This window comes from Kaistia adipata DSM 17808 (genome assembly GCF_000423225.1).
GTDB lineage: Bacteria > Pseudomonadota > Alphaproteobacteria > Rhizobiales > Kaistiaceae > Kaistia > Kaistia adipata.
The window spans coordinates 516,053-534,971 of record NZ_KE383992.1; the positions used below are offsets into that span (position 1 = coordinate 516,053).

An 18,919-nucleotide genomic window follows, 5' to 3' on the forward strand; every position below is an offset into this window, starting at 1 on the left:
AGTTCCTCAATCCGAAAGAGGGTCGTAGTCGACTGCCGTCGCGGAGGACTGGCTCTGGTACGCTGAAGTAATGGGCCGATCGGGGAGCACGACCGGCGGCAGCTGTGGCGGCCGGTTCGGCGCGGCTGCTGGAGCCGGCCGCATGATCGGCCGGTAACCCGCTGGAAGTGTCGCCGGCGGCGACGCTGTCGAGGTCGGCGAGTGATCGAGAACCTTCCTTGGCGCGGACGGCTCATACTCAGGCTCAGCCTCGTCGGCTTCGATCTCGATCTCGACGTATTCTCGAGCATCCATCTGACGTATCCGCTCCAGGCGATCGGCCAGACCCTCGAGGCCGCGCATCGCGACCTGCTCCTCGAACGCCTTCACGCCGACGTGCTTGCCGATCAGCTCGATACGCTTGATGCGGTTGTCGAGTTTGAGCTTGCGAACGTGCCCGACGTGAGTGCGGCCCTCGCCACGCCCCTCGAATAGCTCGTCGACTTCGATGCCTTGCACCAAGCCTTTGCGCCAGATCAGCGGCCAGTCGTGGACAGGCTTCAGAGCGCCAGTCTTGCTGTCATAGAGATCGGCAAGATCCGCCTCAGCTTCATCAACGAGACGCTTCAGTACCCAATCAGCGTCAATCTCCGTCCGCTCAGAACGCGCGAGCATGGCAACGTCGATCGCACCCCGAACGTCGGGGTTCGTCATCAGCCGAGCGCCCTGCTGATTCGCTGTCCGAGCGCTGAAGCCCGCGCGCGCCGCCGCCTGGGTCGCATTCAGGTCGATCAGATATTCACGAACGAATGCCGCCTGCTTCGGAGTGAGATGCGCCATGGGGTCAGGTCCTCTTTGAAGGCGACCCTAGGGTGAAATGGTCGTGCGCTATTCCAGGCGAACCAACATTTGAACGCAGGTGAACCAACATCCGCCGACACGCGGTCCGCGCATCGATCCATCGCCGCAAACAGCCCTCCAGGGCGAGGAATGGCTCGGAAGCGGCGGAAACCAGCAGAATGCGCGATGCCAGCCAGAGGCGTCAGAGAAGGCAGAAGGCCCGGCAAAATAGAGCGGACGCCCCGGATTGACGTCAATTTCAGGCCTGACAGGCAAGTGATGCGCAGTGATGCGCGTACCAAACCATTGCACGCGTAAGTCGAAAAATATTCACAGGCATAATATGCAGTGCTCTGGTACGCGCATCATCGCGCATCACCATGGCTCGCCGTCGATCGGAAGCGCTGCCGAGGTCGCATCATTCGCAATATCGATGCCTTCATACATGCGGACCTGTTTCCCCGCGACGCGTGGATTGACGATCCGCAAGCCAGGAACGGCGGCCCGGAGATCACGGCCGAAGGATTGCAGCGTGCCGGGCTCCTTCCGTCCATTATCGGCACTCCAGTCCCTCCAGGTATCGAACAGGCGCCCCGGCGTACATTGCAGCCCCGGCTCCACGGTGCACCGCTGCTTGAGAAATGCTCCGATCGGTGATCCCAGCGCCTCCAACTCGGCAATCGCGTCCCTGGCGCTTTCCGGCTGGAGGAAATAGCCACGACGGCTCAGCCGGAGATATCCCGCTCGAGACCAGTTGAGAATTCCAGGTAGCTCCGGCAGCAACCTGTTCAACAACCCGCGATCTTCTCGGCCGAAAAACGAATTCTCCATCGTGATAACGATGAACCGGCCCGACAGTGCGCCGCTGGCATCATTCAGGCGGGGGAGTTCGTTCGACATGATCACGAACCGCACGCCCAGCTTGCCGGTCCAGGCGGCACGGTGCTTCCGATCGATCGTCAGACTGTCTTCGCCCGAAATCTGAAGCAGGCGCTCGGCAATGACAGCCTGATCAGCCCGCCCACCAAGGCGCGCATCACCAACAATCGCCACCGACTTTCCGATCAGCGGCTCGATCCCGAAATTCGTCGACAGACCCGACAAGGTAGGCGCGCCGACGCTCGCTTGGCCGAGCAGCGCCGTCAGCACGCGTGCGATCGTGCCCTTTCCCGATCGCTTCGGGCCGACGATCAACGGGATTTTCTGCTGCGAGGTATCCGGCGAGAGCAGATACCCGAACACATCCTGCAATGTTTCGATCGATTGCACGTCCTGGCCCCAAAGCTCGTTGAGGAAGCGCAACCACTCGGCAGGCTCGGGCGCGTCCGGATCGAACGCCACGCCGGCTGAGTTCAGATTGAAGAAAGACGGCGTCGGCGGGTAGAGCCGGCCCGATACCAGGTGCAAAAGACCATTCGCGACCGGAGTGAGTTCCGACGCGTGCGGCATGTCGACCGTGCTCAGCCAAGCGGGCGCCTCGACATAGGCCGGCAGATTACATTGTGCTGCGAGCGCGGCCGACACATCACCAACGCGCGCCCGGTTCGGCTGGAACGGCAGCGGATCGCCATTCTTGTCATACCGTCGTGCGTGGTCGAGATATTGCCACACGGCCGCCTCGACAGCGGCGCGATCGACCTCGCGCCAGTGCGTTTGCGTCCACTCGTAAAATCCGTCGCGCCAATTTTTCAACGTGCCAAGATCGCCAGCCATGTAGCGAGCAGCGACCATTTGGCGGGCGCTCGTCATAGGGTCAGCCGGGTCAAGAAATGGCGCGGCCGCGGCGGCAGGCATCAACGGTTCGGCAGAAAGCGCCAAACCGGACCGGGGCTCCGGCCGCTGACTGTGCCCATACTCATCAGGCGAACCGGCCAAGGGGATTTCAGCGAACCAATCCGGCGGGTCAAGTTCAGACATTCGCCAAGGCCCCCGCAATGTTTCTCTGCGGTGACCGGGCCTCGTACCCGACCATCACAGCCGGCGCGTCGGACGGGGAGAGATCGAAAAGCCGCTCCTCTGGCAACCCGACCATGCGGCCGATCTTGGCTCGACGCACGATTTCTTTGCGGAGCCCGTACAGATCCACCATCAAGAGTGCGTGGATTGCACTCCTCAGGCCGTTGGATGCATCCAAGTCGCCATAGATAGCTTGCTCGCGCACATATCGAACTGGAGCATCTGTCTCCAATGTGCGGAATGATCCGTTGGCAAACTTGCGCAACAGCGGCCGGCGGAAAGCATCGAACAGAACAAAATTTCCGTTCGTCTCGACAAAAAAGCCGTAGGGCATCAGGTGCCACATTGCGCCCCGGTAGCGCGCCTGCTCCACCAAATCGAGTTCGGACATCAAGCGCACGCGATCTGCATCGAGCTTGTCATCGATCATCCAGAGCCCGAGGGGATAGCCGGGCCCCATGTGGATCTCACGATCCAGCAGCCATTCGCCGATGTGTTTCAGTGACGCATCGATCGGGAAATTCGAGATCTTTGATGTATTGGATGGTCTAATGGCCATCGGCATCGCCCTTTCGGGTTTGCTTCGGCGGCGTTTGTTGCTATTGTCGCAACACCATTTGAATTTTGACTGCGCCGCCCGGTTTCTCACGAAGCCGGGCGTTTTCTTTGCCCGGCAAGATCGGATCTAGGCGGCAGCGCTTGTTGAATTCCGCGGCGCGGAAATGATGCTCTCCGCCCATCGATCAAGCTCAGCAACGTCGTAGAGCACGCCGCGAGCACCGACCTTCCGGAAAGCCGGTCCACCCCCGATCACAGCAAGCTTGGCGAGAGTGCCTACAGTCCGGCTGATGCCGTGACGCTCACGGAGATACGACGATGCGTCGGCGCGAGTGAGCCGAAGTGGACGCTGTTCCATGGTCATGCCTTTCAATTAATGGACACGACCTGACAAGGATCACGCGAATGGTTGTGGCGTCCTCCAGCCGAATATCGAGGCAGTCCGAAACGACCGTAAAATGCGAACCCATTTGCGACACTTCGCGAGCGTCGCAGGCCCTGCCCTCGGCCACGCGCCCGATATCCACAGCCCCCTTAGGGACACCCTGCATAACGGGTACAATATCTAGATGACACTTGACAAAAGACCGGACTCGGTCCTGTGCAGCTTGACAACCGCGTCAGAAGCGCTACCTTTCCCCACGAAAAGTCGCCCTGCCTCGCCGAACTGTCACCGGATGGTGTGCGTGCTTGACAGTCGTCAAGATAGGCAGGTGGGGCGCAACCTACTTAAAATCCCAGACATCTTCGATCTTTTGCGACAGTATCTTGCGCCATCGTTGGGCATCAGATCTGTCTTCGCGGAATGATCGCGCAATAGCTCCAGTACACATATCTGCGAGCTGTACGAGATTGTCGCTTCGTGAATCTGCAAAGACGAATTTCTTTATTGCGCCCTTCTCGGTGTGTCTCCGCAAATAGGCGCTAAGCTCGTTTCTAAACGACCTATCCCCGGAACCATCCAGAATAACTCTGGCCCCCTTTAAAAGGCCATCGTCAAATTTCAACATAGACTTTACGAAAAACTTATAGAACATCTCTTTGTCTGTTCTAAGTTTTTCACTATAAATGCGCTCTTTCTGAACTACCAGAGCCCTGACGCAGAAATCGAAGCGCGTCACAGTCTCGAAGAATGCGTCTCGTACGTAGTCACGACTGTCACTGAACTTGAATTCAGGGAATACTTTCAATTCCTGCGCCAGCTGCCTGATACTCTGACCAGTCAACACAGATTGTTCCAGGTCACGAAAAGCGACCAGGCACACGACAAAAGTTGGCGATGACCCCTTCAGCAATTTGAAGCCAGGGTCGCCCGACTCATCGATGAATACCAGCATGTGGCATCATCGCCACACGCAAAGTTGAACTCAAGAGCTTTCTTGCCCTCTAGCGTTGCATCATTTGCCGATGGATGTCTCTCGAAACGCTGTCAGCCGCGGCGACAAGCACGGCGTCGAGCCGATGCACGTACAGGCTCGTGACTGATCCACCGACGTGACCGATCATGGCGCCAATTGTGCTATCGGCATATCCGAGATCCCCGGCCACCGAAGCAAATGAGTGGCGCATAGTGTGCGGGGTGACGCCCTCGATTTCCGCTCGTGCCATCAGCCGAACCCATGCGCCGGCCAGTCCACGATAGGCGCCTGACTTCCGAAGCCCCGGCAGAACGTAGGGATTGCCAGGCACACGCAGAGCGCGCCGCAGCACCTCAAATGCCGGTTGCCCAACCGGCCGTACCGATGCGCCTGACTTGCTGTCCCTGAGACGGAAGCAGCCGCCCGCCTCGTCGACTTCAGACCATTTCAGATTTTCGATCTCGCCTAGCCGACACCCGGTCAGCGCGAGCAGCCAAGCCCCTGTAATCGCCTGCGGCGTGTCGTACTGACCTTCCTCGCCGGTGAGCGCCTCCCGCAGGCGTCGGTACTCGTCGGCCGTCAGGCGGCGCTCACGCTTCTTGTCTGCCGGCAGCTTGACGCCCTGAACTGGATTCGACGCAATCAGGCCCAGATCGGCCGCATATGTCAGGATACCGCCCAGGAAGCCTGTTGTGCGGGCCGCGGTCCCTACTCCACCCTTCACCTCGACGCGCGCACCATTCTTCCCGGAACGGTTCTTGATCGCCGTCTTGCCGGCCGCAACATCGTGAACGAATTTCACGATGTCCGCCCGTTGCAGGTCCATCACCAGCTTGGAGCCGAGGAGAGGTTTGATGTGACGGGCGATCCGGCCGCGGTCGATCTCGATCGTCGAGCGCTTCTTTGGATTGCCACGCCGGCCGAGGATCAGTCCCTTCTCTGCCGCCTCCATGTACTGGTCGCAGAGCTCTGCAACCGTCAACGACTTGCGGCGCGTCTTGCGCTCAAGAAGCGGATCCTCCTTCTGGAGCACCACGCCGCCCATGGTCTCGATCGCGAGCTTTCGCGCTTGTTCCGTAGTGATGGCGCCATGCGCGCCGATAGTCATGCGCCGACGGCTGCCATCGCCTGAGCGATAATCAACAAAGTATGTCCGGCGGCCCGTCGGGTGCACATAAACGCCGAAGCCTTTGAGATCTGAGCACCAGATCGTGAACTGCTTGTCGCGCGGTTCCGCCCGGTCCACGATGGCTTTGGTGAGTTTTCCGGTGAGTTTTGTCATCATTTCTCGCCCGCGACGTGAGTAGCTCACAATACGCTCACCACGAAATCGGAAACAAGGCCCATCACCGGTAGTCTCGGTCCATCCTAACTCGGCATAAATCCGGCAGAAACCAGCCGTTAATTCAACTCAGGTCAGTTTGGGTAGCGTCAGGAAATCAACTTCTGCCTGCCGAAGGAAGGCAGCCACTACGACCTGCCGATCGCGCTCGGCCTGATGGCCGGGCTCGGCGTCGTGCCGGGCGAGATGCTGCGGGACTTCGTGGTGCTGGGGGAACTTTCGCTCGACGGCACGATCGCGGCTGTGGCCGGCGTGCTGCCGGCGGCGATCGGCGCCAATGCGATGGGACGCGGCCTGATCTGCCCCGCCGCCTGCGGCCCGGAGGCGGCCTGGGCCGGCGGCGGGATGGAGATCCTCGCGCCGCGCAGCCTGATCGCCATCGCCAATCACTTCAAGGGTACGCAGGTGCTGACGAGGCCCGAGCCGGCGCTACGCCAGGACGCCGGATCGCTAGCCGACCTCGCCGATGTCAGGGGCCAGGAGAGCGGGCGCCGCGCGCTCGAGATCGCCGCCGCCGGCGGCCACAATCTGCTGATGGCCGGCCCGCCCGGCGCGGGCAAATCGATGCTGGCGAGCCGCCTGCCCTCGATCCTGCCGCCGCTGATGCCGAGGGAACTGCTCGAGGTCTCGATGATCGCCTCGATCGGCGGCGAGCTCTCGGGCGGCAAGCTGACCGACCGCAGGCCATTCCGCGCGCCGCATCATTCCGCCTCGATGGCCGCCATGGTCGGCGGCGGGCTGCGCGCCCGGCCGGGCGAAGCCTCGCTCGCCCATCACGGCGTGCTGTTCCTCGACGAACTGCCGGAATTCACGCCGCAGGTGCTCGATTCCCTCCGCCAGCCGCTCGAGGCCGGCGAAGTGGTGATCGCGCGCGCCAACCACCGCGTCAGCTATCCCGCCCGTTTCCAGCTCGTCGCCGCGATGAACCCGTGCCGGTGCGGCATGGCCGGCGAGCCGGGCCAGAGCTGCGCGCGCGGACCCCGCTGCGCCGCGGACTACCAGGCCCGCCTCTCCGGGCCGTTCCTGGACCGGATCGACATGCGGATCGAGATTCCCGCCGTCACCGCAGCCGACCTGATCGGCGCGTCGGCCTCGGAAGCGAGCGCCGCCGTCGCCGCCCGCGTGGCGGTGGCCCGCGCCATCCAGGCCGAACGCTATGAGCGGATCTCGACCGGCGCGGTCGGCATCAACGCCCATTGCGGCGCCGCGCTGATCGAGCAGGTCGCGGCGCCGGACGCCGCCGGCCTCCGCCTGCTGCAGGACGCGGCGGCGGCGCTGAAGCTTTCCGCGCGGGGCTATCACCGGGTGCTGAAGGTGGCGCGGACGATCGCCGATCTCGCCGGTTCGGAGGAGGTCGGGCGCGCGCATCTCGCCGAGGCGATCGGATACCGCATCGGCGGCGAGCGCGTGCTGGCGGCGGCCTGAGTTCGCGCGAGCGCGGATGCCGGCTCGCGTGACGTCGCGCCTGGAACATTTCATGTGACGCCGATGCCGGTTCGCGGAAAGCGGACCCGGAATGGCGAAGGATCGAGCCGGAGCGAATCACCCGGGCGCCGATGCCGTTTTCCGCTCTGGCCGGCCGACGAGCGTGCCGCTTCGCCGTCCCGCGCAAGGCGGCGCCGGACCCTTCGTCACCAAACTGTCGGAGAGCTGTGCTTCAGTCCTCGCAGAGGATCGAAGAGACCCGGATGACGGGAATGCTGGAGCGAGCGATGCCTAAACGTGCCCATGCGGCAACATCCGGTCAGATCGGGCATGTCTCCCCGGCGCTCGAGGCGCCGCTCACCCTATCGCAGCGCGTTTTCGGCGGTATAAGGCTTGCAATGCCCAAGCCGCCTCGCCCTGCCCCCGTCTCGACTGAACCGCTCGGAAGGATCGGCGCGCTGGAAGTCCGTCTCGCTGCGACCCCGCGCGAGATCAAGCAGGCGCAGAAGCTGCGCTACAAGGTGTTCTACGAGGAGATGTCGGCCATCCCCGACATGCAAACGCAATTGTCGCGCCGCGACCGCGACGGCTTCGACAAGATCTGCGACCACCTTCTCGTCATCGACCACGACACGCGGACCGCCGCCGGCGCGCCGAAGATCGTCGGCACCTATCGCCTGCTGCGCCAGGCCGTAGCCGAACGGCATTCCGGCTTCTACACGGCGAGCGAATTCAACATCGGCGCGCTCACCGCGCGGCACGACCGGCTCAACTTCCTCGAGCTCGGCCGCTCCTGCGTGCTGCCGCCCTACCGCACCAAGCGCACGGTGGAGCTGCTCTGGCACGGCATCTGGAGCTATGTCCGCAGCCACGGCATCGACGTCATGGTCGGCTGCGCCTCGCTCACCGGCACCGATCCGGACGCGCTCGCCCTGCCGCTCGCCTTCCTGCACCACAACGCCCGCGCGCCGGAGGAGTGGTCGGTCAGCGCGATCGCCGGGCGCCATGTCGCCATGGACCAGCTGCCGGCCGAGGCGGTCGACGCCAAGGCGGCGCTCAAGCTGCTGCCGCCACTGGTCAAGGGTTATCTCCGCCTCGGCGCCTATGTCGGCGACGGCGCCGTGATCGACCGCCAGTTCGGCACAACGGACGTGCTGATCGTTCTGCCGGTCAGCGCCATCAGCGAGCGCTATGTGAACCATTACGGCGTCGACGCGACGCGCTACGCCACCTGACGCGGCCGGTTTCCCCGTCGCTCAGACGAGCGGCGGCGGTCCGCTCTCATGGTCGTTCCGGCGAAAGAAGCTCTCGCGGGCGGGAAAATCACGGCCCGGCCGCGAGCGATAGCTCGGCAATGTCCAGCCGTAGGCGAGCGCGCCGGCCCGGACGAAGAAGGCCGAAAGGGCGCCGAGCAGCGCCGCCGGCCAGAACGGCATGCCCAACTCCGTCGCCGCGACGAACAGGCCGGCGCCCGCCACCGTCGCCGTGACATAGACTTCCTTGCGCAGCAGCACGGAGGGCTCGCCGGCGATGATGTCGCGGATGATGCCGCCGACCGTCGCCGTGACGACGCCCATCGCCACGGCCGCGAACGGGCTGGCGTCGACGGCGAGCGCGCGCGACGCGCCGAGAACGCAATAGCCGGAGATGCCGATCGCGTCGGCCCAGAGCAGCAGGCGGTAGCGATATTCGACGAAGGGCGCGAGGAAGTAGGTCGCCACCGCCGTCGCCACGCAGACCGCGACATAGGCGGGCTGGACGATCCAGAAGACCGGCGTGGCGCCGAGGATGACATCCCGCACCGTACCGCCGCCGACGCCGGTGACGGCCGCCAGAAAGGCGAAGCCGACAATGTCGAGTTGCCGCCGCGAGGCGGCGAGCGCGCCGGTCAGCGCGAAGACGAGAACACCGAGAAGATCGAGGCCGTAGAGCAAAGCATTGTCCACGGCCTCGCTTGCCTCAACTCGAACGCTGGGCGTCGTCGACGGCCGGCTTCGGCTCCCTGGGCTTTGCGGGGCCCTTGGCGACGCCGACCATGGCCGGGCGCAGCACCCGATCGCCGATCACGTAACCGGACTGCATCACCTGCATCACCGTGCCGGCGGGCTGTTCCTCGGTCGGGATCTCGAAGACGGCCTGGTGCAGATGCGGATCGAACTTCTGGCCGAGCGGCTCGAGCTTGCGGACGCCGTGGCGCTCGAGCGAATTCAGCAGGTCGCGCTCGGTCATCTCGACGCCGTCGATCAACGCGGTGAGCGCGGCATTGCCGGCGCGCTCTTCCTCCGGCACGGCGGAAATGGCGCGGGCCAGGTTGTCGCCGGCGGTCAGCATGTCGCGCGCGAAGGCGGCGATGCCGTATTGCCGGGCCTCGGCGACCTCGCGCTCGGTACGGCGGCGCAGGTTTTCCATCTCGGCGACCGTGCGCAGGACACGATCCTTCAGTTCGGCGGCTTCCGCCTCCAGGGCCGCGATGCGCGCCGCGGCGACGTCGGCCTCCGCCGCAGCCGACGCCGCCTCGGCGGCCGGCTCGGGGTTGGGCACGGACTGGGTATCGTCGGACATGGCGAAACTCTCGCTTTTGATCAGAACCAATGGGTTAGGCCCGATATCATGAGTTTGGGGCAGAAAATCAAGCTCTGCCCGCATGCCGTCGCCCCGCGGCCTCGCCTGCTGCTAGAGCACGATGACGCCGTGATGCTGCGCCTCGGCCTCGGGCTCGATGTGGATCAGCACCTCGCAGCCCTCGATCGCCTTCGTCAGCGCCGCCTCGATGCGGTCGCAGATGACGTGGCCGGCGGCGACCGTCATCGAGCCGGGAACCACCAGGTGGAACTCGATGAAGACGGCGCGGCCGGCATTGCGGGTGCGAAGGTCGTGCACCTCGATCGCGCCCGTCGCCTCGGCCGAGATGATCGAGCGGATCTCGCCCTCGACGTCGGCCGACACCGCATGGTCCATCAGGCCGCCGACGGAATCGCGGATGACGCGCCAGCCCGACCACAGGATGTTGACCGCGACGATCACGGCGAGCAGCGGATCGAGCACGAGCCAGCCGGTCAGCGCGACGAGGACGAGGCCGAAGAAGACGCCGACCGAGCTGATGACGTCGCTGGTCAGGTGCCAGGCTTCGGCGATGAAGGCCGGCGAGCGGCGGCGGCGGCCGAAGCGGAACAGATAGAGCGCCCACAGGCCGTTGATGAGGGTGGCGATCAGGTTGATCGTCAGGCCGACGGTCGTGTTCTCGAGCGGGGTCGGCGTCGCGTAGCTGAGCCAGGCCTGGCGCAAGATCAGCAGCGCCGCGACGACAATCAGCACGCCCTCGAGCACGGCGGCGAAATACTCGGCCTTGTGGTGGCCGAACTGGTGGTCGCTATCGGCCGGCTTGTGGCTGAGGCGGATCGCCCAGAACGCCACCACGGCCGTCGCCAGATTTACGATGCTCTCCAGCGCGTCCGAGTAGAGCGCGACGCTGCCCGTCTGCAGATAGGCGACATATTTCAGCGCCATCACGACCAGCGCGATGACGATCGAGCTGAGCGCGACAAGCGTTATCCTGTCGTTCCATTTCGGCATGATCGTCCTCGGAATTGCAGCAGAGGGCGCGCCTTAACACCGCCCGGAGGCGGCTTCAACGGCTATCTTCGCAACTGCGAACGAGTGGCAATCCACTATGCCGAAAACCTAGGAGACGCCTCACAAACGGCGCAGTGCGACCTGTTCGATCAGGTGACTTTCACCCTTGGACAAGATCAGGTCGGCGCGCGGCCGCGTCGGCAGGATGTTCTCGTAGAGGTTGACGCGGTTGATGCGCGACCACAGCCCCTCGGCGATCGAAAGCGCCTCTTCGTCCGAGATCTTCGAATAGCGATGGAAGTAGGAATTCGGATCGCGGAACGCCGTCTCGCGCAGGCGCTGGAAGCGCTCGACATACCAGCGGCGGATATCGGCCTCGGCGGCGTCGATATAGATCGAGAAATCGAAGAAGTCGGAGACGAAGGGCACGGCGGTTCCGTCCTTCGGCAGGCGCGGCGCCTGCAGCACGTTGATGCCCTCGACGATCAGGATGTCGGGCCGGTCGATGGTGATCCGCTCGCTCGGCACGATGTCGTAGACGAGGTGCGAATAGACCGGCGCCGAGACGCTGCCACGCCCGGCCTTGATGTCGGACAGGAAGGCGAGCAGCGCCGGCAGGTCGTAGCTCTCGGGGAAGCCCTTGCGCTCCATCAGCCCTTCGCGCTCGAGCACGGCGTTCGGATAGAGGAAGCCGTCCGTGGTGACGAGGTCAACCTTGGGCGTGTTGGTCCAGCGCGCCAGCAGCGCCTTCAGCACGCGCGCGGTCGTCGACTTGCCGACGGCGACGGAGCCGCCAATGCCGATGATGTAGGGCGTCTTGCCCTCGGTGGCACCGAGGAAGGTGCGGGTCGCGTTGTAGAGCTCCTGGGTCGCGGCGACATAGAGGCTCAACAGGCGCGACAGGGGCAGGTAGATCGTCACGACCTCGTCGATCGAGATCGGATCGTTCAGGCTGCGCAGCCGGAAGAGGTCTTCCTCGGTCAGCGTCAGCGGCATGTCGGCCCGGAGGCTCGCCCATTCCTTGCGGCCGAATGTGCGGTGCGGGGCGTGCTCGATCCGCGCGGACTTGTCCATCGTCATTCTCCCCGGGGACGTCGGATCAATCCGCCGGCCGCGACGCCTTTTCCTGCAGCCCCGTCTGGCGGGTGCGCCCTTCGAGCTCGTCCATGACAGCGTCGAGCGGCACCTCCGCCGCCTCCAGCATGACCAGGAGGTGGTAGAGCACGTCGGCCGCCTCGGACGTCAGGTCTTCCTTGTTATGCTCGGTCGCGGCGATGACGGCCTCGACCGCCTCCTCGCCGAACTTCTTGGCGCAACGGGACGTGCCCTTGGCGACGAGCTTCGCCGTGTAGGAGCCGGGATCGCCGGAATGGGCCCGGGTGTGGATGATCGCGGCGAGATCGACGAGCGTGAAACCGGCCATGTCGTTCTCCTCAGCCGTCCAGCCGGACCGGAATGCCGGCCGCCGCCATGTGCGCCTTCACCTCGCCGATGGTGAACTGGCCGAAGTGGAACACCGACGCCGCGAGCACGGCGCTGGCATGGCCCTCGACGACGCCGTCGACGAAATGATCGAGCGCGCCGACGCCGCCGGAGGCGATCACCGGGACCGACACCGCGTCGGCGATGGTGCGGGTCAGCTCGAGGTCGAAGCCGTCGCGCGTGCCGTCGCGGTCCATCGAGGTCAGCAGGATCTCGCCGGCGCCGAGCGAGGCGACCTCGATCGCATATTCGACCGCGTCGATGCCCGTCGCCTTGCGGCCGCCATGGGTGAAGATCTCCCAGCGGTCGTGATGGTCGCCATCGCCGCGCCGCTTGGTCTGCTTGGCGTCGATCGCGACGACGATCGCCTGGGCGCCGAACTTCTCCGCCGCGCGGGCGACGATCATCCGGTCGGTCACGGCGGCCGAATTGATCGCAACCTTGTCGGCGCCGGCCAGCATCAGCGCGCGGATGTCCTCGACGGCTCGCACGCCGCCGCCGACCGTCACCGGCATGAAGCAGGCCTCGGCCGTGCGGGCGACGACGTCGAGGATGGTGCCGCGGTTCTCGTGCGTCGCGGTGATGTCGAGGAAGCAGAGTTCGTCGGCGCCGGCGGCGTCATAGGCCTTGGCGGCCTCGACCGGATCGCCGGCGTCGATCAGGTCGACGAACTGCACGCCCTTGACGACGCGGCCGTCATGTACGTCCAGGCAGGGGATGACACGGGTCTTGAGCATCAGGCTTTCTCCCGCGCGGCCTTGATCAGGCGCAGCGCCTCGGCCGGGTCCAGGCGGCCATCATAGAGCGCGCGGCCGGAAATCGCGCCCTCCAGGATCGCACAATCCGGCTCGAGCAGGCGCTTGACGTCGTCGATCGAGGCGAGGCCGCCCGAGGCGATCACCGGGATCTCGACGGCGCGGGCGAGCGCGAGCGTCGATTCGATGTTGAGGCCCTTCAGCACGCCGTCGCGGTCGATGTCGGTGAAGATGATCGCGGCCACGCCGGCATCCTCGAAACGCCGCGCCAGCTCGACCGTCGTCAGCTCGGACGTCTCGGCCCAGCCCTCGACGGCGACCTTGCCGCCGCGCGCGTCGATGCCGACGGCGACCTGGCCCGGATGCGCCTTGCACGCCTCGCGCACGAGATCGGGATCCCGGACCGCGATGGTGCCGAGAATGACGCGGGCGATGCCCTTGTCCAGCCAGGCCTCGACGCCGGCGCGGTCACGGATGCCGCCACCGAGCTGGACCGGCATCTTCACGCTGGCGAGGATGCCCTCGACGGCGGCGCCGTTGACCGGCTGGCCCGCGAAGGCGCCGTTCAGGTCGACGACATGCAGATATTCGAAGCCCTGCTCCTCGAAGGCGCGGGCCTGGGCGGCGGGATCGGTGTTGAAGACCGTCGCCTGCTCCATGTCGCCGAGCTTCAGCCGGACACAGGCGCCATCCTTCAGGTCGATGGCCGGGAAAAGGATCATCAGGGCTTCCACTTCAGGAAGTTGGCGAGAAGGGCGAGACCAAGCTTCTGGCTCTTCTCGGGATGGAACTGGGTGCCGGCGACATTGCCGGTGGTGACGATCGCGGTGATCGGGCCGCCATATTCGGCGGTCGCCACGACGTCGGCCGGGTTCTCGGCATAGAGCTGGTAGCCGTGCAGGAAATAGGCGTGCCAGCCGTCATCGCCGAGCGCGATGCCGTCGAGGAGGGGATGCGGGGCGGAGGCGTTCAGCGTGTTCCAGCCCATATGCGGGATCTTCAGGCGCGCGTCGGAAGGCTCGATCCGGCGCACTTCGCCCGGAATGCGGGCGAGGCCGCGGGTCACGCCATATTCGATGCCGCGCGTCGCGAGCAGCTGCATGCCGACGCAGATGCCGAGAAACGGCCGGCCGCGAACGTCGATCGCCTCGTTGATCGCCTCGATCATGCCGTCGACGCTGTCGAGATTGGTGCGGCAATCGGCGAAGGCGCCGTCGCCCGGCAGCACGATGTGATCGGCCTTGGCCACGGCCTCGGGATCCGCCGTCACGATGACGGGGCTTGCGAGGCCGATGCGGCCGGCGGCGAGTTCGAGCGCCTTGGCGGCGGAGCGCAGATTGCCCGCGCCGTAGTCGATGATGGCAATGGTCATCGGGCGGTCCCCGGTGTCGGAAAGAGGCCGACGATCTCGGCCGTGGGTTCAGGACGCACGAAGCGCATGGACGGCGCAACGGGAGCGGGACCGGGCTGCTCGCCCGACCCAACGGCGCCGTGGCCGTGGAAATAGCGGATCTCGGCTTCGTCCCGCGACGCCGCCTCGACCAGCGCGGTCTCGACGAAACCGCGCCGGGCCAGCGCCCAGCGCCGCAACGCGCCGCCCTCGAAGCCGAGATAGAGTCCGCCGAGCGCGCCCAGCGCCGCGGCGGTCGGCGCGCCGAACTGGCGGCTTGCGAACTCCACCGCGACCAGGAAGAGCGCGTAGAAGCAAAGCGCGATCCAGAGCCGGCGATACAGCATCCAGGGGACGGGAATCAGGAACGCGCCCCAGGAGAAGCCGTCCCGGACGAACATCAGGCGGTCGGCCTCGTCCGTTCCGCCAGACGCGGAGACGGGCGGCTCGAGCACGATGTAGGTCGCCATGACGCCTCTCAGTCGCCGAGCTTGCCCTTGGTCGACGGCACGCGGTCGGCCTGGCGGGGATCGATCGAAGCGGCCGTGCGCAGGGTGCGGGCCACCGCCTTGAAGCAGGTCTCGGCGATATGGTGGTTGTTGTCGCCGTAGAGATTCTCGATGTGCAGCGTGATGCCGGCGTTCTGGGCGAAGGCCTGGAAGAATTCCTTGAATAGCTCGGTATCGAAATCGCCGACCTTGTCGCGCGAGAACTCGACCTTCCAGACCAGGTAGGGCCGGCCGGAGACGTCGATGGCGCAGCGGGTCAGCGTATCGTCCATGGCGAGGTGGGTGTCGGCGTAGCGGGTGATGCCGCGCATCTCACCGAGCGCTTTGCGGAGCGCCTGGCCGATGGCGATGCCGACGTCCTCGACCGTGTGGTGCTGGTCGATATGCAGGTCGCCCTTGCAGCGGACGGTCAGATCCATCAGGCCGTGGCGGGCCAGCTGGTCGAGCATATGATCGAAGAAGCCGACGCCAGTGGCGATGTCGGCGCGGCCGGTGCCGTCGAGATCCAGCGTGACCGCAATCTCGGTTTCCTTCGTCTTGCGCTCGATCGTGGCGCTTCGCATATCTCTTTCCTTCTCGGGCAGCTTGCTCGGGACAGCCGGCTTTTATCAGGCGTTTCCTTGGAATGCCACAAGGTTGCGCAAGCCTTTGCATCGCTCGCCGGGCAGCCTACATAAGGCGTCTAGCCAACAGGGATTGCCGCGGGGCCTTAAGGGACCAAGACGATCCGCCACGAAAGCAGACCATGACACATTCCCAGAACGAGAGCCCCTACGCGGCTTGGCACGGGACGACGATCATCACCGTGCGCAAGGGCGGCAAGGTGGTCATCGCCGGCGACGGCCAGGTGTCGCTCGGCCAGACGGTCATCAAGCACACGGCCCGCAAGGTGCGGCCGCTCGGCAAGGGCGACGTGATCGCCGGCTTCGCCGGCTCGACCGCCGACGCCTTCACCCTGTTCGAGCGCCTCGAGGCCAAGCTCGAGCAATATCCCGGACAGTTGACGCGCGCCTGCGTCGAGCTCGCCAAGGACTGGCGCACCGACCGCTATCTGCGCCATCTCGAGGCGATGATGCTGGTCGCCGACAAGACGACGAGCCTGGTCCTGACCGGCAATGGCGACGTGCTCGAGCCGGAAGGCGGCGTGATGGGCATCGGCTCCGGCGGCAACTATGCGCTCGCCGCCGCCCGCGCGCTGGCCGACACCGACCTCACCGCCGAGCAGATCGCCCGCAAGGCGATGGCGATCGCCGCCGAGATCTGCGTCTACACCAACACCAGTGTCACGCTCGAGCAGCTCGACGCAGCCTGAGCTGACAGGGACATCCCATGACCAATTTCTCTCCCCGCGAGATCGTCTCCGAACTCGACCGCTACATCATCGGCCAGAACGACGCCAAGCGCGCCGTCGCCATCGCCCTGCGCAACCGCTGGCGCCGCCAGCAGCTCGAAGGCACGATGCGCGAAGAAGTGCTGCCGAAGAACATCCTGATGATCGGCCCGACCGGCGTCGGCAAGACCGAGATCTCGCGCCGCCTCGCCCGCCTCGCCGGCGCCCCGTTCCTCAAGGTCGAGGCGACCAAGTTCACCGAGGTCGGCTATGTCGGCCGCGACGTCGAGCAGATCGTCCGCGACCTGGTCGAAGTCGGTATCTCGCTGACCCGCGAGAAGAAGCGCAAGGACGTCGAGGCCAAGGCCCATCTGTCGGCCGAGGAACGCGTGCTGAACGCGCTCGTCGGCGAGAGCGCCAGCCCGTCGACGCGCGAGAGCTTCCGCAAGAAACTGCGCGCCAACGAGCTGGACGACAAGGAGATCGAGATCCAGGTCCGCGACCAGTCCGGCGGCCTGCCGCAGTTCGACGTGCCCGGCATGCCCGGCGCCTCGATCGGCGTGATGAACATCGGCGACATGCTCGGCAAGGCCTTCGGCGGCAAGACCAAGACGCGCCGCGTCACGGTCAAGGACAGCTACCGGGTGCTGATCGACGAGGAATCCGACAAGCTGCTCGACGACGAGCAGCTGACGGCCGAGGCGATCGAGATCGTCGAGAACGACGGCATCGTCTTCCTGGACGAGATCGACAAGATCTGCGCCCGCGAAGGCCGCGCCGGCGATGTTTCACGTGAAGGCGTGCAGCGCGATCTCCTACCCCTGATTGAGGGAACGACGGTCGCAACCAAGTACGGACCGGTGAAGACGGACCACATCCTGTTCATCGCGTCGGGCGCGTTCCACATCGCCAAGCCGTCGGACCTGCTGCCGGAGCTGCAGGGCCGCCTGCCGATCCGCGTCGAGCTCAACGCCCTGACGCAGGCCGATTTCCGCCAGATCCTGACAGAGCCGGAAGCGAGCCTGCTCAAGCAGTATGTGGCGCTGATGAATACGGAAGGCGTCGACCTCGTCATCACGGAGGATGCGATCGACGCGATCGCCCGCATCGCGGTCGAGGTCAACGGCTCGGTCGAGAACATCGGCGCGCGCCGCCTGCAGACCGTGATGGAGCGTATCCTCGACGAGATCAGCTTCTCGGCGCCGGACCGCTCGGGCGACACGGTGACGATCGACGCCGCCTATATCGAGGCGCATATCGGCGATCTCTCGCGCAACATCGACCTGTCGCGCTACATTCTCTGACCCGTCCCTCCCCCGCGACCCAACGGCCGCGGGGGAGGTTCCGCTACGTTTATCCGCCGCTGTGGCAGGGATGCCGTTTTCCGATCCGATTCGGCGATGCTATAAGCGCCGCATCGGCCGATCCGTAACGGGTGCGGTCTTCGCTCGACCGACGACGGATCGCCCCATGCGTCTCCTGCGCAGCGCCCTGCTCGCTTCCCTCCTTATCGCCACCGCCCTGCCCGCGCTCGCCGCGCCGGTGGTGGCGCCGCCCGGCAACCGCTCCGCCGAGCAGCCCGAGATCGACATGAGCTCGATCAAGCGCGCCGGCGAGACCAAGGAGAGCTTCGAGGCGAAATACCGCCGGATCTACGCGCTGCTGAAGCGCGACAAGACGCTGATCCGCTCGATCAAGCGCTCCGCCCAGACCTATGGCGTCGACCCGGTGCACCTGATCGGCGCCATCATCGGCGAGCACACCTACAATGTCGGCGGCCTCGACAGCGCGCAGTCCTACTACGTCAAGGCGCTCGCCTATCTCGGCACCAAGGACCTCGCCTTCGGCTACAAGGGCGAGAGCGTCACCGACTTCGTCGCCCGGCCGCAATTCGCCGCCTGCGAGGGCCTCGAGGCGGACTACGACCTCTGGACCTGCCGCGAGGACGTCTGGGATGCGAGCTTCCGCGGCAAGACCGTCAACGGCAAGTCGTTCCCGCGCGACCGCTTCTCCAAGGTGTTCTTCCAACCGCTCTATGCCGGCCAGACCTTCGGCCTCGGCCAGATCAATCCGCTGACCGCGCTCACCGTCAGCGACATCGTGCACCGGAAGAGCGGCCTGCCGCTGCTCGACGCCGAACGGGCGCCGCAGCTCTACCAGGCGATCATGGATCCCAACATGTCGCTCGACTACATGGCGGCGATCATCCGCCTGTCGATCGATGTCTACCGCGACACGGCCGGCGTCGACATTTCCCAGAATCCCGGCCTGACGGCGACGCTCTACAATGTCGGCGACGTCAAGGTGCGGGCCCGGGCGCTCGCCGCCGCGCGCAAGAAGAACAAGTCGGCCATGCCGCAGGAAAACTACTATGGCTGGCTGGTCAACGACCGGCTGGACGAGCTGCGCGCCCTGCTCTGAG

Annotated in this window: 19 protein-coding genes and 1 pseudogene; 5 read left to right on the top strand and 15 right to left on the bottom strand. The window is 65.3% G+C overall.

The genetic code is table 11. The annotated features are described in order from the left end of the window. Window positions 1-6: 6 nt before the first annotated feature. The 5 genes from G539_RS25895 to G539_RS25900 form a co-directional block, all read right to left on the bottom strand. A complete protein-coding gene (locus G539_RS25895; RefSeq protein ID WP_084640195.1) occupies window positions 7-819 on the bottom strand; it encodes a terminase small subunit in 813 nt (270 codons plus the stop codon). Window positions 820-1,194: 375 nt separating this feature from the next. Continuing rightward, complete coding sequence (locus tag G539_RS0122665) at window positions 1,195-2,736, bottom strand: DNA primase family protein (RefSeq protein ID WP_051231940.1); 1,542 nt, start codon at window positions 2,734-2,736, stop codon at window positions 1,195-1,197. Next, on the bottom strand, window positions 2,729-3,340 hold the full coding sequence (locus G539_RS0122670) for a hypothetical protein (protein ID WP_156912099.1): 612 nt from the start codon (window positions 3,338-3,340) through the stop codon (window positions 2,729-2,731). Before G539_RS0122670 ends, G539_RS0122665 begins: the two co-directional genes overlap by 8 nt. A gap of 718 nt (window positions 3,341-4,058) precedes the next feature. Continuing rightward, on the bottom strand, window positions 4,059-4,670 hold the full coding sequence (locus G539_RS0122680; protein ID WP_029077240.1) for a DUF3800 domain-containing protein: 612 nt from the start codon (window positions 4,668-4,670) through the stop codon (window positions 4,059-4,061). Between the two features lie 49 nt (window positions 4,671-4,719). Next, window positions 4,720-5,973, bottom strand: coding sequence for a tyrosine-type recombinase/integrase (locus G539_RS25900; protein WP_035832452.1), 1,254 nt, complete (start codon window positions 5,971-5,973; stop codon window positions 4,720-4,722). Between the two features lie 168 nt (window positions 5,974-6,141). Between G539_RS25900 and G539_RS25905 the strand changes: the two are divergent. Continuing rightward, window positions 6,142-7,458 (top strand): annotated as a pseudogene (locus G539_RS25905) (YifB family Mg chelatase-like AAA ATPase); the annotation flags it as partial. Window positions 7,459-7,730: 272 nt separating this feature from the next. Continuing rightward, window positions 7,731-8,693, top strand: coding sequence for a l-ornithine N(alpha)-acyltransferase (gene olsB, locus G539_RS0122695; protein ID WP_425402376.1), 963 nt, complete (start codon window positions 7,731-7,733; stop codon window positions 8,691-8,693). Between the two features lie 21 nt (window positions 8,694-8,714). On the opposite strand, the gene G539_RS25910 is transcribed toward olsB, so the two are convergent. The 10 genes from G539_RS25910 to hisB all read right to left on the bottom strand — a co-directional run bounded on the left by G539_RS25910 (window position 8,715) and on the right by hisB (window position 15,730). Beyond that, window positions 8,715-9,404 carry a trimeric intracellular cation channel family protein gene (locus G539_RS25910; protein WP_245576950.1) on the bottom strand — a complete coding sequence of 230 codons (690 nt, stop codon included), beginning with the start codon at window positions 9,402-9,404 and terminating at the stop codon, window positions 8,715-8,717. Between the two features lie 13 nt (window positions 9,405-9,417). Continuing rightward, window positions 9,418-10,020 carry a nucleotide exchange factor GrpE gene (grpE, locus tag G539_RS0122705; RefSeq protein WP_029077242.1) on the bottom strand — a complete coding sequence of 201 codons (603 nt, stop codon included), beginning with the start codon at window positions 10,018-10,020 and terminating at the stop codon, window positions 9,418-9,420. A 111-nt stretch (window positions 10,021-10,131) separates the two neighbouring features. Beyond that, complete coding sequence (locus G539_RS0122710; protein ID WP_051231944.1) at window positions 10,132-11,031, bottom strand: cation diffusion facilitator family transporter; 900 nt, start codon at window positions 11,029-11,031, stop codon at window positions 10,132-10,134. A 120-nt stretch (window positions 11,032-11,151) separates the two neighbouring features. Further along, a complete protein-coding gene (gene coaA, locus G539_RS0122715; protein WP_029077244.1) occupies window positions 11,152-12,105 on the bottom strand; it encodes a type I pantothenate kinase in 954 nt (317 codons plus the stop codon). A gap of 25 nt (window positions 12,106-12,130) precedes the next feature. After that, window positions 12,131-12,454: a phosphoribosyl-ATP diphosphatase gene (locus G539_RS0122720; RefSeq protein WP_029077245.1), complete on the bottom strand. Its 324-nt coding sequence runs from the start codon at window positions 12,452-12,454 to the stop codon at window positions 12,131-12,133. Between the two features lie 10 nt (window positions 12,455-12,464). Next, the gene (gene hisF / locus G539_RS0122725) at window positions 12,465-13,250 is read right to left on the bottom strand and encodes an imidazole glycerol phosphate synthase subunit HisF (protein WP_029077246.1); all 786 of its coding nucleotides are present in this window, start codon (window positions 13,248-13,250) and stop codon (window positions 12,465-12,467) included. Further along, window positions 13,250-13,990 carry a 1-(5-phosphoribosyl)-5-[(5-phosphoribosylamino)methylideneamino]imidazole-4-carboxamide isomerase gene (gene hisA / locus G539_RS0122730; RefSeq protein ID WP_029077247.1) on the bottom strand — a complete coding sequence of 247 codons (741 nt, stop codon included), beginning with the start codon at window positions 13,988-13,990 and terminating at the stop codon, window positions 13,250-13,252. The genes hisF and hisA overlap by 1 nt, the downstream gene beginning before the upstream one ends. Further along, window positions 13,990-14,640, bottom strand: a complete 651-nt coding sequence (gene hisH, locus G539_RS0122735) for an imidazole glycerol phosphate synthase subunit HisH (protein ID WP_029077248.1) — start codon at window positions 14,638-14,640, stop codon at window positions 13,990-13,992. The genes hisA and hisH overlap by 1 nt, the downstream gene beginning before the upstream one ends. Next, window positions 14,637-15,128: a DUF2628 domain-containing protein gene (locus tag G539_RS25915; protein WP_051231947.1), complete on the bottom strand. Its 492-nt coding sequence runs from the start codon at window positions 15,126-15,128 to the stop codon at window positions 14,637-14,639. Before G539_RS25915 ends, hisH begins: the two co-directional genes overlap by 4 nt. A gap of 8 nt (window positions 15,129-15,136) precedes the next feature. After that, window positions 15,137-15,730, bottom strand: a complete 594-nt coding sequence (gene hisB, locus G539_RS0122745) for an imidazoleglycerol-phosphate dehydratase HisB (protein WP_029077249.1) — start codon at window positions 15,728-15,730, stop codon at window positions 15,137-15,139. A 182-nt stretch (window positions 15,731-15,912) separates the two neighbouring features. On the opposite strand from hisB, the gene hslV reads away from it, so the two are divergent. The 3 genes from hslV (at window position 15,913) to G539_RS0122760 (ending at window position 18,918) form a co-directional block, all read left to right on the top strand. Then, window positions 15,913-16,479 carry an ATP-dependent protease subunit HslV gene (gene hslV / locus G539_RS0122750; protein ID WP_029077250.1) on the top strand — a complete coding sequence of 189 codons (567 nt, stop codon included), beginning with the start codon at window positions 15,913-15,915 and terminating at the stop codon, window positions 16,477-16,479. Between the two features lie 17 nt (window positions 16,480-16,496). Next, window positions 16,497-17,801, top strand: a complete 1,305-nt coding sequence (gene hslU, locus G539_RS0122755; RefSeq protein WP_029077251.1) for an ATP-dependent protease ATPase subunit HslU — start codon at window positions 16,497-16,499, stop codon at window positions 17,799-17,801. Between the two features lie 166 nt (window positions 17,802-17,967). Beyond that, the gene (locus G539_RS0122760) at window positions 17,968-18,918 is read left to right on the top strand and encodes a DUF1402 family protein (RefSeq protein WP_029077252.1); all 951 of its coding nucleotides are present in this window, start codon (window positions 17,968-17,970) and stop codon (window positions 18,916-18,918) included. The last annotated feature ends 1 nt before the right edge of the window (window position 18,919 follow it).

Coding starts and splice junctions, on each gene's coding strand:
- G539_RS25895 (WP_084640195.1), bottom strand. CDS start 819: ATGGCGCATCTCACTCCGAAGCAGGCGGCATTCGTTCGTGAATATCTG.
- G539_RS0122665 (WP_051231940.1), bottom strand. CDS start 2,736: ATGTCTGAACTTGACCCGCCGGATTGGTTCGCTGAAATCCCCTTGGCC.
- G539_RS0122670 (WP_156912099.1), bottom strand. CDS start 3,340: ATGCCGATGGCCATTAGACCATCCAATACATCAAAGATCTCGAATTTC.
- G539_RS0122680 (WP_029077240.1), bottom strand. CDS start 4,670: ATGCTGGTATTCATCGATGAGTCGGGCGACCCTGGCTTCAAATTGCTG.
- G539_RS25900 (WP_035832452.1), bottom strand. CDS start 5,973: ATGACAAAACTCACCGGAAAACTCACCAAAGCCATCGTGGACCGGGCG.
- olsB (WP_425402376.1), top strand. CDS start 7,731: ATGCTGGAGCGAGCGATGCCTAAACGTGCCCATGCGGCAACATCCGGT.
- grpE (WP_029077242.1), bottom strand. CDS start 10,020: ATGTCCGACGATACCCAGTCCGTGCCCAACCCCGAGCCGGCCGCCGAG.
- G539_RS0122710 (WP_051231944.1), bottom strand. CDS start 11,031: ATGCCGAAATGGAACGACAGGATAACGCTTGTCGCGCTCAGCTCGATC.
- coaA (WP_029077244.1), bottom strand. CDS start 12,105: ATGGACAAGTCCGCGCGGATCGAGCACGCCCCGCACCGCACATTCGGC.
- G539_RS0122720 (WP_029077245.1), bottom strand. CDS start 12,454: ATGGCCGGTTTCACGCTCGTCGATCTCGCCGCGATCATCCACACCCGG.
- hisF (WP_029077246.1), bottom strand. CDS start 13,250: ATGCTCAAGACCCGTGTCATCCCCTGCCTGGACGTACATGACGGCCGC.
- hisA (WP_029077247.1), bottom strand. CDS start 13,990: ATGATCCTTTTCCCGGCCATCGACCTGAAGGATGGCGCCTGTGTCCGG.
- hisH (WP_029077248.1), bottom strand. CDS start 14,640: ATGACCATTGCCATCATCGACTACGGCGCGGGCAATCTGCGCTCCGCC.
- G539_RS25915 (WP_051231947.1), bottom strand. CDS start 15,128: ATGGCGACCTACATCGTGCTCGAGCCGCCCGTCTCCGCGTCTGGCGGA.
- hisB (WP_029077249.1), bottom strand. CDS start 15,730: ATGCGAAGCGCCACGATCGAGCGCAAGACGAAGGAAACCGAGATTGCG.
- hslV (WP_029077250.1), top strand. CDS start 15,913: ATGACACATTCCCAGAACGAGAGCCCCTACGCGGCTTGGCACGGGACG.
- hslU (WP_029077251.1), top strand. CDS start 16,497: ATGACCAATTTCTCTCCCCGCGAGATCGTCTCCGAACTCGACCGCTAC.
- G539_RS0122760 (WP_029077252.1), top strand. CDS start 17,968: ATGCGTCTCCTGCGCAGCGCCCTGCTCGCTTCCCTCCTTATCGCCACC.